Consider the following 12,723-nt stretch of genomic DNA (forward strand, 5'->3'; position numbering starts at 1 on the left):
TGAATGACGCGGTGTGACGGGCGAAAGACCGGTGTCGCCCGGTCAGTCCGTCGCGGCGACGGTTGTCAGCTGCAGCAGTCCCTCGCCCGTCGTCGAGAGGGCGCCGAACACCGCCGGCGACGCTTGCACCTCTTGGATGAGCGAACGATAGGCCGTCGTGACCGCGTCACGCCGAACGGGGTCCGCGACAGCTCCGGCGGCGAGAACGCGGGGAATCAGCACCGTCCCGCCCGCGCGAACGAGACGCAGACCGTGCTCGACGTACTCGATCACGCCGTCGGGGTCGGCGTCGATGAAGACGATGTCGTACGACGCCTCGTTCATGCGCGGAAGCACGTCGGACGCGCGTCCCGTGATGAACCGTGCGCGCGCGGCGGGGATCCGTGCCTCCGCGAACGCGGCGCGGGCGGCCCCGAGGTGTTCCGGCTCACTGTCGATCGTGGTCAGGGTGGCCCGCGGTGATCCATGCAGCAGCCAGAGTCCGGAGACGCCGCCCCCCGTTCCGACCTCGACGACGTTCAGCGCACGCGTCGCCGCGGCCAACAGCGCGGTCTGCGCGCCGACGGCGGGACTGATGGGGGCAGCGCCGAGCTCGAGCGCGTGGGCGCGAGCCCGAGCAATGTGCTCCGGCTCCACCGTCGACTCCTGCACGAACCGCTCGTTCGCTTCGTAACCGCTCACCTGAACCTCCCTGCTCAGGCTAGGGGTGGTTGTGGTACCAGAGGCCGAGGCGCGGCGGGTAATCTGAACTCATGTTCTTCGGCCTGACCTTCGAGAAGCTCATGCTGATCGGTCTGGTCGCCGCCCTCCTCATCGGCCCGGAGCGTCTCCCCAAATACGCCGAGACGCTGGCGAAGCTGACACGCCGCGCGAGAGACACCTTGCAGGGCGCGAAGTCGCGCATGCGCGACGAGATGGGCCCGGAGTTCGACGACGTCGATTGGCGCAAGCTCGACCCCCGTCAGTACGATCCTCGCCGGATCGTGCGCGAGGCTCTGCTCGATGACACGCCGACCGCGACGATGCGTGCCGCCGGGGCCGCCGCCATCGCGGCGCGCGCGACGGTCGACAAGACCCCCTTCGTCCCCGGCGATGTGCCGCCGTTCGACGACGAATCCACCTGAGGCTCACCGGGCTGATGCCGCGCGATGCTGCCGCGCCTACCCGGTCGGCGTCACGCGCAGGGGGCGTCCGGCCAGTCCCCGCGAACGCACGGTCAGCGACGCTGCCACCTCGTCGATGGCGCGCGAAGCCGGGTCGTCCGGAGAGGTGATGACGACCGGTCGTCCCTCGTCACCGCCGCCGCGCAGCGCGGAGCTCAGGGGAACGGATGCCAGCAGGGGCACGTCCTCGTCTGCCGTCGACAGGGCACGGGCCACCGTCGCGCCGCCCCCCGCACCGAAGAGGTCGAGCGACGTGCCGTCGGGGAGCGTCATGGCGGCCATGTTCTCGACGACGCCGATCACCCGTTGCCCTGTCTGACGGGCGACGGTCCCGGATCGCACGGCGACATCGGCGGCTGCAGCTTGCGGGGTTGTCACGACGAGCACGTCAGCGTGGGGGAGGAGCTGGCCCACCGAGATCGCCACGTCTCCCGTGCCGGGAGGCATGTCCAGGAGCAACACGTCGAGGTCGCCGAAGAAGACGTCGGTGAGGAACTGCTGCACAGTGCGATGCAGCATCGGGCCCCGCCACGCCACCGCGCCCGCGGCATCCTCTCCCGGCCGACGGAGGAACATGCCGATGGAGATGACCTTCACGCCGTAAGCGACCGGCGGAAGGATCAGCTCGTCGATGCGCGTGGGCGCCGGGGGAAGACCGTCGGCGTCGATGAGCCCCAGGAGCCCGGGGATCGAGAAGCCGTGCACGTCGGCGTCGACGAGTCCGACGCGGAGCCCGCGCGCGGCGAGGGCGACCGCGAGGTTCGCGGTGAGCGTCGACTTGCCGACGCCGCCCTTGCCGCTGGTGACCGCGATGACGCGAGTGAGCGAGTCAGGACCGAACGGCATCTCGCGCTTCGCCCGACCGCCGCGCAGCTTCTCGGTCAGAGCCTTGCGTTCGTCGGGCGACATCACCCCGACCCGTACGTCGACCGCCTCGATCCCGGCGACCGAGGCCGCGGCATCCCGGACGTCGCGTTCGATCCGGTCGGCGGCGGGGCACCCCACGATCGTCAGGGCGATGCCCACCTCGGCCGTGGCGCCGTCAACGTCGATCCGGCGCACCATGTCGAGCTCGCCGAGGGGGCGACGCAGCTCCGGATCGGTGACCGCGGCGACCGCGGCGCGGACTCTTTCGACGAGCTCCGACGTCACGACGTCGCCCGCGTGTTCTCGTCGTGCTCGTCGAGACGGTCCAGAGCGGCCTTCAGCTCCGCACGCAACGTGTCTTTCGTGATGACCTCGTCGGTCAGATCGCGCACTGCCATGCGAAGGGCCACGATCTCGCGGGCGAGGTATTCGGTGTCGGCGAGGTTGCGCTCTGCGCGTTGGCGGTCCTGCTCGATCTGCACGCGGTCGCGGTCGTCTTGACGGTTCTGCGCGAGCAGGATGAGGGGCGCAGCGTAGGACGCCTGCAGCGACAGGACGAGCGTGAGGGCCGTGAAGCCGATGGCGGCGGAGTCGAAGCGCAACTCGTCGGGGGCGAGCGAGTTCCACCCCATCCACACCACGCAGAAGAGGGTGAGTGACAGGAGGAACGTCGGTGTCCCCATCGCCCGGGCGACCCACTCGGTGAAGCGGCCGAACCGGTCTCGCGAGGGCTGCGGGGAGCGCGGCGCGAGGACCCGGCCGCGGCCGCGCGGCGCGTCGAGAGCGGGTAGGCGGTTGGTGCGAGCCATCAGCGCCTCCTCGGGGTCGGTGGGGTCTGGACGGGAATGCTCTGGGTCACGGTGGGTCTGCGCGTGACTTTGGGCGTCGGATCATCGCTGTCGTGTGTACGCCAGTCGTCGGGCAGCAGGTAGTCGAGCACGTCGTCGACGCTCACGCAGCCGACGAGGCGGTGCGCCTGGTCGATGACCGGAAGCGACACGAGGTTGTAGCTCGCGAGCAGGCGCGCCACCTCCGCGGCCGTCGCGTCGGCGGGCACCGGCTCGAGGGTGTCGTCGATGATCGCGCCGAGACGCTCGTGCGGGGGATACCGCAGCATCCGCTGGAAATGCACGGTGCCCAGAAGACGGCCCGTCGGCGTCTCATACGGCGGAAGGGTCACGAACACGGATGCCGCCAGCGCGGGATGCAGTTCGTGTCGGCGGATGAGAGCCAGGGCTTCGGCGACCGTCGCATCCGCCGACAGCACGATGGGCTCCGGCGTCATGAGACCGCCGGCCGTGTCGGGTCCGTACTGCAGCAGGGCGCGCACGTCGTCGGCTTCCTCGGGCTCCATGAGTTCGAGCAGCTGCTCGGAGCGCGATTCCGGCAGCTGACCGAGGAGGTCGGCTGCGTCGTCGGGCTCCATGGCATCCAGGATGTCGGCGGCACGCTCGTCGCCCAGCTGCTCGAGGATGTGCACCTGCTCGTCTTCGGGCATCTCCTCGAGCGCGTCGGCAAGACGGTCGTCGCTGAGCTCCTCCGCGACCTCGATGAGGCGCTCTTCGGGCAGATCGAGAAGCGTGTTGGCGAGGTCGGCGGGCTTGAGCTCGGAGTAGGTCGCGACGAGCTGCTCGGCGGACTGTGCTTCGCCCGGCGTCTGGTTCTCACGCACCTCGCTCCACGCGGCGAAGGTCGTCGCTCCCTTGGCGAAAGGGGAGGCGCTCGTGCGGGGTCGACGCAGGAACAATTGCCCCACGTCCCACTCGCCGAGTCGGTTGCGTTCGATGGCGACGTCTTCGATGACCGCGGAACCCGAGCCGTCGACGAGGCTCACCCGCCGACCGAGCATCTCGGCCATGACGCGCACCTCACCGCCGCGTTGCTGGAAGCGACGCACGTTGATGAGGCCGGTCGTGATGACCTGCCCCGCCTGGATGGAGGTGACGCGTCCGATGGACACGAACACATGTCGTCGTCCGGGAATCTCGACGACGAGCCCCACGACGCGTGGTGCGGCTGACGCGCGGTAGATCACCACGACGTCGCGCACCTTGCCCAAGCGGTCGCCCGCCGGGTCGAACACCGTGCAGCCCGCCAAGCGGGCGACGAAAACCCTTTGCGTGCTCACTGGTCCAGCGTAGTCCGCACCTCATCGGGAACGCCTCGGTAACGCCCCGGGTGCGCGTGACAAGATGGTGAAATGAGCATGTTCACGGGGCAACCTGGTGCGGGGCGCGACGAGGTCGGCGAGAAGGTCGCGTCGTTCCCGGCGTACGAGCAGGCTCAGAAGGCCGTCTCCTCCCTCATCGCGGGAGAGGTGCCCGCGCGTGACATCGCGATCGTCGGCTCGGGGCTCCGTTCCATCGAGCGCATCACGGGCCGGCTGGGTTACGCGACCGCGGCGCGCTCCGGTGCGCTGAACGGGTTGATGATCGGCCTGCTCTTCGCCTTCATCTTCGTGCTCGGCCAGCCCACGGTGCAGATCCCGACTTTCCTCGGTGTCCTTCTGGTGGGCATGGCCCTCGGCATGCTGTTGAGTCTCGGAACCTATTCGATCATCCGCCGCCGACGCGACTTCGCCTCCGTCATGCAGGTGACTGCCGATCACTACGACGTGTGCGTCGCCGCGGCGAGCCTTCACAAGGCACGCGGCATCCTCGGATCCACCGGCACAGCGCGTACCGTCGTGGCTCGTCCGCCCGCGACGGTCGACGATGCCCCGCCCCAGTACGGAGAGCGGATCGCTCCCGGCTCACCGGCCCCTTCGTCCGCATCGCGTCCCGCGGCGCCCGCGTCGGCACCGGCCCACGATGAGCCCCCGCGGTATGGCGAGCGGATCGTGCCCCCCACCCCGCAGGCTCAGCGGGACGGCGCCGGCGACGGGCAGGCGCCGACCGAACGCGCCGGTGCCGGGCAAGGGGGCTCCCAACCTTCGGGTGCCGAACCTTCGGCGGCCGAGCCGCGGGCCGATGCGCCCGACGCACCGCGCGACGAGCGGTGACCGCCGAACCCGTCCGCATCCCGGTCGGACCGCAGGGCGGAGTCTCGACCGTTTCGGGGCTGTGGCACGCGTCCGAAGGCGCGTCTGCCACCGTCGCCCTGGCCCACGGAGCGGGAGCGGGCATGACCCATCCCTTCCTCGAGGGCCTCGCGATCGCCCTCGCGGGCGAGGGATTCGCCGTCCTGCGGTTCGTCTTCCCGTATGTGGAGGCAGGGCGCCGGATGCCAGGACCCGTCGCCGCGGCGACGAGCACGTGGGCCGCTGTGCAGGACTGGTGCGCCGAGACGTCGGCACCGGGAGCGTTCGTTGCCGCCGGGAAGTCGTATGGCGGACGGATGGCATCCCTCGCGGCAGCGGATGGGCTCGTCGCTCCTGCCGCTCTCGTCTACCTGGGATACCCCCTGCACCCGCCGGGCCGTCCCGACAAACCGCGGGTGGAGCACCTCCCGCGGGTGTCGCCGCCCCAATTGTTCGTCGAGGGCGAGAACGATCCTTTCGTCGACCCGCACGAGCACCTCATCGATGCCGTGGCGTCGTGCCCGGACGCTCGCGTGCGCTGGATCGCCGGCGCCAACCACTCGTTCGAGGTGAAGGGCGCACGCAGACCGCCGGACGAGATCGGCGCGGGGCTGGCACCCGTTGTGGCGGATTTCGTCCGGGCGCTTTAGTCACCTACGGCGCGGGGGACTCGGCGAGGGTTCCGCAGCGGGAGATGGCGATCATCTCGAGAGCCCGACGGCCGTCGCTTGTCCCTTCCTCGACGCTGACGCTGACGCGGAGCTCTTGTTGGACCAGGTCGACGTTCGCAAAGGACACGTCGATACCGGATTCGCGCTGCTTCCATTCGTCGCCCAGGCGCGCGGACAGCGAGGCGACGAACGTCTCGATGTCGAACGTACCGGGGACGAACACGAACCAGTGCGCGGTCGAGAAGGCACCCTCGTGGCGGGAAATCAGGAGGGTGTCTGCACAGGAAGAGGGATCCTGCTCGGTGCCACGGAAGACCTCCTTGGGCTCGGGCACGACCGCGACGATCTGGTTCAGTGCCTCGACGGCTTCGTCACGAACCGTGTCATATGACGGCGAAGCGGCCGAACAACCTCCGGTGCCGAGGGCCACACCCGCCGCCAGAACGGCACCGACTACACGCTTCATCAGTTTCCTCCGTCTTTAAGAAGTTTTCGTACGCTCTGCAGGACACTCCCGTTCACGCTCTCGTCGTCGCTCATCAACGCGTTGTGATGCTGGACGCTGTCGAGGACGATCCCTGGCCCCGGGCCCACGACGAGCTTCCACAGGTCTGGTCCGGGCAGGTGTGGATCGACGATGTGAACACCGGGGAAGGACTCCGGCCGGACGTCGAATCCCAGATCTCCCGCGCGTAGTCCGGCGTAGTACCGGTTGATGTCGTCTACAGCCTGCGCGGCGTAGTAGACCGTGCCCGGCGCAGGTGTGTATGGCCCCACAGCGCCGACCGCAGCTGCCAGGAATCTTGCATTCACCGTCCCGCCAGATGCCTCGGCGGCGCTCCCAACGGCACCCGCGTAGGAATGTTCGTAGCTCATGGTCCACAGGTCGGGTCGTGTCGCTTTTACTCCCTGGACGACAGACGCGTATGTCGGCGCGAGGGTGGTCGCGTAAGTGTTGAGTTGAGGGCCGCCCATGGGAAGCTCGTCCAGTTGCGGCATGGGACCTGCCAAAGCGGTGAATGCGACAACACTCGAGTCTCCATTGCGTACCTGCCAGTCGGCGAACCCCGTGATCGGATCGTCGCCGAAGAATGACTCGGCCCGCGTGTTCGTGCCTGGCAGCACGAAGAGCGCCGATCTCGCGTGAGAGGGGTCGCCCGACATCTCGATCAGCGAGCCGTGGGCGGGATCCCAGGCGTAGAGCTGTTTACGGCCGGCCTGCACGGCTTGGAAATAGGCGATCTCCAGGTCCAGCTCTCGCACGCGACGGTTCGCTTCCGCGAGCGGAGTGCGGAGCGACGGCCCAACCCGGTCAGCGACCGCCATCGCCTCGAGTCGTTCCCCGCGCAACTCCTCCAGCCGCTCTGCCGCGCGTGAACGGTTCGCCGCGACGCGTGCCGCGATGTCCACGCCATCCAGGTTTCCGATGACCGCGGGGATCGACATGGAAAGGGCCTGGGCGGTCGTCGGTGGGAGCGAATTCCACCACCGTGCAACGGCCTCGGGGTGAGCGCGGCGGAGGACGGCGACCCATTCGGGGTGGGCAGCGATGAGCGCGGCGGCACCCGCGCCACCCTGGGCTGTCAGCCGGTCGAGGAGAGGGAGGGCAGCCGCATCCGTGATCGAGGTCGACTCGCTCTCCAGGGCCTGCTCATCGACGCGGAGGCTGCTCGACAGCGACCAGGGAACGTCGGGGATCGCACGCAGCGCTGCCGCGCACGCGTCGACGGCCGCCTCCCACCGGCCCACGAGTGCGGTGCACTGGCGTCGGAACTCGGCCTCTGCGTCGGCTCGCGCCTCATCGGCCAGCCGGCGAGCGAACGGATCGTCGGAGACCGGCGGCTCGCGCAGGCCGGGAAGGGACCGCCGTTCCAGACGCAGGACGAGGGCATCTCGTTCACGATTGACGGCGTCCAGCTCGTCTGCGAGGTTCTCGACGGCGTCGCAGGCGAGTGCGAGCCCTGTGGTGACCTCGACCGCTGCGGGTCCGATCAGGACCATCGCCCCCTGAAGGTCGCTCGCCTCCGGCGCGCGGTAGACCGCGGGGAGCAGGCCCCAGGCGAACAGAATCTCCTCGGCGTTCAGCCGCAGGGGCGCGCCTGCCTGGCGGACGGCCTGAGCGCATCGACGAAGTTCGGTGGGATCGGCGGGCGCGACAGGGACCGAGGTGAGGTCGACACTCATGAGAGCCGTGCCCCGAACCTCGAGGGATCGAAGAGCGGTGCCGACGAGCCGGCATCGGATGCCGCGGTGGTGTCCGCCATCTCTTCGTCGGCGGTGACATACGCCATCACCACCGCGCGAAGCGCCGCCACCGCGGCTCGCCCGTGAGACACCATCCCTCGCGACAGTGCGACGTGGGCATCCGCGACGCCGTCGAACGCGGCGCGCGCCGGCGCCGCCTGCGCCAACGCCGTGCTCAGCGTGTCGACGGCATCGCGAAGCCTGTCGGACCGGTCGAGCGTCTCATCGAGCGCACGCCGCACGCGGTCGGTGATTCCGATGATCTCGTCGGGCTGCAGCGCGTAGGACATGCCGGGATGCTAGGCAGTTTCGCGTCCCGCGGATTTCTTCCTGTGGATGGTGAAGGGCCGCTTCACCCGCGCCCGCCCGGCCCTCAGCGCCCGGCTGCGTAGCCCTGCATCCCTCGCGGGTTCGCCGCGGCCCAGAGCAGGCCGTCGGCCCCGCGGCCGACCGCGCTGACCCGCCCCAGAGACCAGTCGCCGGCGACCGTCACGCGGTGTCCGCGCCGTTCCAGCTCCGCCACGACGTCGTCACCGATACGCCCCTCGACCATCGCCCCCGAGGGCGTCCACGTGCGCGGCCAGAAGGAGTCCGCGATAGCCGTGGTGTGCAGGGTGGGGGCATCGATCGCCTGCTGTGCCGTGTACCCGCCCACCAGGGTGCGCAAGAGCACGGGCAGCTGCCATTGGTCCTGCTGGTCACCACCTGGAGACCCTAGAGCCGTGATCTCATCACCCCGCGTGAGCAGCGTCGGCGTCAACGTGGTCCTCGGGCGCCTGCCCGGTGTGAGCGACGACGGATGTCCGGGCACCAGCCAGGTCATCTGCAGCCGGGTGCCGAGGCAGAAGCCGAGCGAGGGCACCGTCGGCGAGGACTGCAGCCACCCTCCCGACGGCGTTGCCGAAATGGCGTTTCCCCACCGGTCGATCACGTCGATGTGGCAGGTGTCGCCGCGGGTCTGGCCCGAACGATCGACGGTGGGTTCCCCCGTTGCCCCGGCGGTGACCGGCGAATGGGTGCGAAGGGGAGGGATGACCGGATGCCGCCCCTCCGGCGCTCCGGGGCGAAGCTCACGCGACGCCTCCGCACCGATGAGCGCACGACGCGCGGCGATGTAGTCGTCGGCGAGCAGCGACATCGCCGAGGCCGCGCCGTCTCCGTCGCCGAACCACGCATCGCGGTCAGCGTAGGCGAGCTTCTGGGCCTCGAGGACCGTGTGCGCTCCGGAGCCGCGCGCGATGTCGAGGTCGCGGTCGTCGAAGGGCTCGAGCAGTCTCAGCGTCTGGAGAAGGGCCGGCCCCTGCGACCAGACGCCCGGCTTGTACACCTGCCATCCGCGGAAAGCGACGGACACGGCGGGTTCGACGTCGGCTCTCCATTCGCGGACATCGGCCGTGCTCAGAACGCCGCGGTGATCGCCGCCGTCGGAGTGTCGGTGCGGTCGGGCGATGAACGCGGCGGCCTCGGGGAGGACGGCGGTGGCCCAGTGCGTGCGCGCCGCGTCGATGCGGTGCTCCCGATCCGGCTCTGATGCATCGGCAGCGATCAGGCCGCGCAGCACGTCGGCGTATGCCGGATTGCGCACCACGGTGTCGGGGGTCGGAGCGTCACCGTCCGCCAGCCATCGCTCGGCAGAGGTCGGCCAGTGGTCGCGGAAGAGGGCGGCGACGCGAGCGATCGTCGCGGCGGCTCCGGTGACGAGCGGGTGGCCGTCGCGCGCGTAGCCGATCGCGTAGGCCAGGACGTCCGCCAGTTCCCACGTGCCGTGGTCGCGAAGCAGGAGAAGCCAGGCGTCGACGGCGCCGGGGACGGTCGCGGCGAGACCGCCCGCCCCGGGGACGAGGTCGAGACCGAGTCCCGTGAGGTTCTCGATCGTCGCGGCGGCGGGGGCGGGGCCCTGGCCCATGAGCACGACGGGCTCCGAGCTCCCGCCCGCGCGCACGAGCGCGACCAGATCGCCGCCGGGTCCGTTCAGGTGAGGCTCGACGATGTGCAGCACGAACGCAGCGGCGACGGCGGCGTCGAACGCCGTGCCACCTCGTTCGAGGACGGCCTGCGCGGTCGCTGTTGCGGTCCAGTGGGTGGATGCCGACATGCCGAACGTGCCGCGCAGGGTCGGCCGCGTCGTGAACGACGCGGGAGGGGTGAAGCTCACCGCGACAGCCGAGCGATCCAGTCCTCCACCTCGTCGGCCGTGCGAGGGATGTCGGCCGAGAGGTTCACGGGGCCGTCCGAGGTCATGACGATGTCGTCTTCGATGCGGACACCGATGCCGCGGAACTCCTCGGGGACGGTCAGGTCGTCGATCTGGAAGTAGAGCCCCGGTTCGATCGTGAAGACCATCCCCGGCTCGAGCAATCCGTCGTAGTACATCTCGCGACGCGCCTGCGCGCAGTCGTGCACGTCGATGCCGAGGTGGTGACTCGTGCCGTGGACCATGTAACGACGGTGCTGGCCGCCGGTGTCGGCATCCAGAGCCTCCTGGGCCGTCACCGGGAGAAGGCCCCACTCGGCCACGCGTGCGGCGATGACCTCCATGGCGGCTTCGTGGATACGACGGAACGGCACGCCCGGTCGAGCGGCCTCGAACGCCGCATCGGCCGCCTCGCGGACGGCTTCGTACACCCGGCGCTGCACGTCGGTGAAGCGCCCCGAGACGGGGAGCGTGCGGGTGATGTCGGCGGTGTAGAGACTGTCGACCTCGACGCCGGCGTCGATGAGGATGAGGTCGCCCGGCGCGACCGCGCCGTCGTTGCGCGTCCAGTGCAGGTAGCAGGCGTGGGGACCGGACGCCGCGATCGTGTCGTAGCCGACGGCGTTGCCGTCCGCGCGGGCACGCTGGTGGAACACGCCCTCGACGACGCGCTCACCCCGCGGATGCTCGACGATCCGGGGGAGCTCGGCGACAATGTCGTCGAAGCCGCGCGCCGTCACCTGGACGGCATGAACCATCTCGGCGAGTTCGTACTCGTCCTTGACCAGACGCAGTTCCGAGACGAAGCGGGTCAGCTCATCGTCGTCGCCGACGGTTCGATCCGCCTCGGTCGTGGTGAAGTCGTCGATGTGCGCGGTCGCGACCCCCAGGTCGGAGGCGACTCCGGCCAGTGCAGCGCGGGGTCCGATCCAGAACTCGCCGATCGAGGCGTCGGCGTAGAACTCCGGTGTCGTCCGGTCGGCACGCTCGCGGAAGTACACGACGGCGTCGTGGCCGCCCTCGCGCGGCTCCAAGACGAGCACGGAATCGGGCTCGGCGTCGGACGCCCACCCGGTCAGGTGCGCGAACGCCGAGTGGGCGCGGAACGGATAGTCGGTGTCGTTGCTGCGCTGCTTCGGCGCACCAGCCGGGACGACCAGACGCTGGCCCGGGAACGCCGCCGACACCTTGTCGCGCCGGCGCGCTGCCCAGGCCGCCTGCTCGCGCGGCTCGGGGATCAGCTCGTCGCGCTCGGCCCAGCCGGTGGAGATGGTGTCGAGAAAGCCGCGGGGAAAAGGAGCTTTGCGGTTGGTCGTGGAGTTCTCCGGAGCCGCGTCGCTCGTCTGCGGTTCCGCGGTGACGGGGGTGGCGGTCTGCTCGGAGGGGGCGATCGTCTCGCCGGTGGCGGGGGAGTCCATCACACCAGTTTCGCACTGCTCGCCGCCTCGCGCTCCCCTGATCGAGCGTGTCGCGCGCCCTGGCGGGCGGCATCCCGGCCCCGTACGTCAGCCGGCGGTGCGCTCCAGCTGGACGACGACCGGGCGGTGGTCGCTTCCCGAGCCGTCCAGCGTGCGCATGACCACCGAGCCCGACACGGTCCAATCGGGTGTCGCCATGACATGGTCGATGGGCGCGCCGAGCAGCGCGGGCGCGTCGGTGGGCCACGTGCCCACCCCGCCGTTGCCGCTTTGCGATGTGGCATCGCGGCAGCGACCGAGCGTGCCGCCCTCGACCCCGAGACCCGTCATGTGGTCGACGGTGGCGTTGAAGTCCCCCGCGAGGATCACGTTGTCGCTCGCGCACTGATCGGCCAACCACTGCAGGTCGGAGCGCCACTGCGTCATGTACTCCTGGCGCGGGGCCACCGCGTGGGCCGCCACGATGATCGGTCCGTCTCCGGAGACCGGCATCGCCACTGCGCTCGGCACCGTCGAGGTGTTGCTCGACCCGTCGAGCGAGGAATCGATCACGGAGTAGTCGCCGAGCTCGGGGCGGATGAGGACGGTGGTCGAGGTGGCATCCCACCCCGTGATCCCGTACTCGCCGTACTCGGCGTGGTGGGCCCACATCGGCTGGCCCTTGTCGCGCATCAGCTCGGCGACGCGTGCGCCGGTGTCGATCGTCGTCTCGGGCAGGGTGACCACGTCGGCCTGCATGTCGACGGCGAACTGCGCGATCGATTCCGCCGAGGTGGCGGCGCCCGCCGTGTTCCACGTCATGACGCGAAGACTCGTCGCCGTCTTGTCGGGCAGGGTCTCGGTTCCGGTGCCGCGCTGCCCGATCATGAGCCCGTTCGCACCGGCGGCGACGCCGAACACGAGCGCGAGGATCAGCGACAGGGCGCGGAGCGGCCGGATGAGTGCGAAGAGCAGAGCGAGAACCGTCGCGGCGGCGAAGGCGGCTCCGAGCGCAGCGCGGAAGGAGATGACCTGGACGAGCGGGAAGGTCCGCTCGAGTCCGAACACGCCGGGCCACGTGAGCACCGCGGCACCCGCAGCGAATGCGAGCGCGACGATGAATCCGAACAGGCGACGCACGTGCTCGACCCTAGGCGAGCCTCCTGGG

General features: G+C 70.0%; 13 protein-coding genes. 3 read left to right on the forward strand and 10 right to left on the reverse strand.

The window, feature by feature from the left end; genetic code table 11:
• Window positions 1-42: 42 nt before the first annotated feature.
• A complete protein-coding gene (locus PIR02_14725; protein ID WZH36009.1) occupies window positions 43-681 on the reverse strand; it encodes a class I SAM-dependent methyltransferase in 639 nt (212 codons plus the stop codon).
• Window positions 682-752: 71 nt separating this feature from the next.
• Here PIR02_14725 and PIR02_14730 point away from each other — a divergent pair, with 71 nt between their 5' ends.
• Window positions 753-1,124 carry a Sec-independent protein translocase TatB gene (locus PIR02_14730; GenBank protein ID WZH36010.1) on the forward strand — a complete coding sequence of 124 codons (372 nt, stop codon included), beginning with the start codon at window positions 753-755 and terminating at the stop codon, window positions 1,122-1,124.
• Between the two features lie 36 nt (window positions 1,125-1,160).
• Here the strand turns inward: PIR02_14730 and PIR02_14735 are convergent, their stop codons facing one another.
• The 3 genes from PIR02_14735 to PIR02_14745 are packed head-to-tail and all read right to left on the reverse strand — an operon-like array spanning window position 1,161 to window position 4,158.
• Window positions 1,161-2,315 (reverse strand): Mrp/NBP35 family ATP-binding protein, encoded by a 1,155-nt coding sequence (locus tag PIR02_14735; GenBank protein WZH36011.1) that lies wholly within the window; start codon window positions 2,313-2,315, stop codon window positions 1,161-1,163.
• Entirely contained in the window at window positions 2,312-2,839 is a 528-nt protein-coding gene (locus tag PIR02_14740; GenBank protein ID WZH36012.1) for a DUF1003 domain-containing protein, read from the reverse strand. Before PIR02_14740 ends, PIR02_14735 begins: the two co-directional genes overlap by 4 nt.
• Complete coding sequence (locus tag PIR02_14745; GenBank protein WZH36013.1) at window positions 2,839-4,158, reverse strand: CBS domain-containing protein; 1,320 nt, start codon at window positions 4,156-4,158, stop codon at window positions 2,839-2,841. The genes PIR02_14740 and PIR02_14745 overlap by 1 nt, the downstream gene beginning before the upstream one ends.
• 72 nt (window positions 4,159-4,230) lie before the next feature.
• On the opposite strand from PIR02_14745, the gene PIR02_14750 reads away from it, so the two are divergent.
• Window positions 4,231-5,031 carry a hypothetical protein gene (locus PIR02_14750; protein WZH36014.1) on the forward strand — a complete coding sequence of 267 codons (801 nt, stop codon included), beginning with the start codon at window positions 4,231-4,233 and terminating at the stop codon, window positions 5,029-5,031.
• Window positions 5,028-5,699 carry a dienelactone hydrolase family protein gene (locus PIR02_14755; GenBank protein WZH36015.1) on the forward strand — a complete coding sequence of 224 codons (672 nt, stop codon included), beginning with the start codon at window positions 5,028-5,030 and terminating at the stop codon, window positions 5,697-5,699. Before PIR02_14750 ends, PIR02_14755 begins: the two co-directional genes overlap by 4 nt.
• Before the next feature lie 4 nt (window positions 5,700-5,703).
• On the opposite strand, the gene PIR02_14760 is transcribed toward PIR02_14755, so the two are convergent.
• From PIR02_14760 to PIR02_14785, 6 genes are all read right to left on the reverse strand, one after another.
• Window positions 5,704-6,186 (reverse strand): hypothetical protein, encoded by a 483-nt coding sequence (locus PIR02_14760; protein ID WZH36016.1) that lies wholly within the window; start codon window positions 6,184-6,186, stop codon window positions 5,704-5,706.
• Window positions 6,186-7,904 carry a hypothetical protein gene (locus tag PIR02_14765; protein WZH36017.1) on the reverse strand — a complete coding sequence of 573 codons (1,719 nt, stop codon included), beginning with the start codon at window positions 7,902-7,904 and terminating at the stop codon, window positions 6,186-6,188. The genes PIR02_14760 and PIR02_14765 overlap by 1 nt, the downstream gene beginning before the upstream one ends.
• Window positions 7,901-8,254, reverse strand: coding sequence for a hypothetical protein (locus PIR02_14770; protein WZH36018.1), 354 nt, complete (start codon window positions 8,252-8,254; stop codon window positions 7,901-7,903). Before PIR02_14770 ends, PIR02_14765 begins: the two co-directional genes overlap by 4 nt.
• Before the next feature lie 83 nt (window positions 8,255-8,337).
• Complete coding sequence (locus PIR02_14775) at window positions 8,338-10,119, reverse strand: gamma-glutamyltransferase (GenBank protein ID WZH36019.1); 1,782 nt, start codon at window positions 10,117-10,119, stop codon at window positions 8,338-8,340.
• A complete protein-coding gene (locus tag PIR02_14780) occupies window positions 10,116-11,576 on the reverse strand; it encodes an aminopeptidase P family protein (GenBank protein WZH36020.1) in 1,461 nt (486 codons plus the stop codon). Before PIR02_14780 ends, PIR02_14775 begins: the two co-directional genes overlap by 4 nt.
• 87 nt (window positions 11,577-11,663) lie before the next feature.
• The gene (locus tag PIR02_14785; protein ID WZH36021.1) at window positions 11,664-12,695 is read right to left on the reverse strand and encodes an endonuclease/exonuclease/phosphatase family protein; all 1,032 of its coding nucleotides are present in this window, start codon (window positions 12,693-12,695) and stop codon (window positions 11,664-11,666) included.
• Window positions 12,696-12,723: the final 28 nt, after the last annotated feature.

It is taken from the genome of Microbacterium enclense (assembly GCA_038182865.1).
In the GTDB taxonomy this organism is placed as follows: Bacteria; Actinomycetota; Actinomycetes; order Actinomycetales; family Microbacteriaceae; genus Microbacterium; species Microbacterium enclense_B.

What these genes read in the sequence shown, in the direction of transcription:
- PIR02_14730 (WZH36010.1), top strand. Translation starts at nt 753, where the DNA reads ATGTTCTTCGGCCTGACCTTCGAGAAGCTCATGCTGATCGGTCTGGTC.
- PIR02_14740 (WZH36012.1), bottom strand. Translation starts at nt 2,839, where the DNA reads ATGGCTCGCACCAACCGCCTACCCGCTCTCGACGCGCCGCGCGGCCGC.
- PIR02_14750 (WZH36014.1), top strand. Translation starts at nt 4,231, where the DNA reads ATGAGCATGTTCACGGGGCAACCTGGTGCGGGGCGCGACGAGGTCGGC.
- PIR02_14760 (WZH36016.1), bottom strand. Translation starts at nt 6,186, where the DNA reads ATGAAGCGTGTAGTCGGTGCCGTTCTGGCGGCGGGTGTGGCCCTCGGC.
- PIR02_14765 (WZH36017.1), bottom strand. Translation starts at nt 7,904, where the DNA reads ATGAGTGTCGACCTCACCTCGGTCCCTGTCGCGCCCGCCGATCCCACC.
- PIR02_14770 (WZH36018.1), bottom strand. Translation starts at nt 8,254, where the DNA reads ATGTCCTACGCGCTGCAGCCCGACGAGATCATCGGAATCACCGACCGC.
- PIR02_14780 (WZH36020.1), bottom strand. Translation starts at nt 11,576, where the DNA reads ATGGACTCCCCCGCCACCGGCGAGACGATCGCCCCCTCCGAGCAGACC.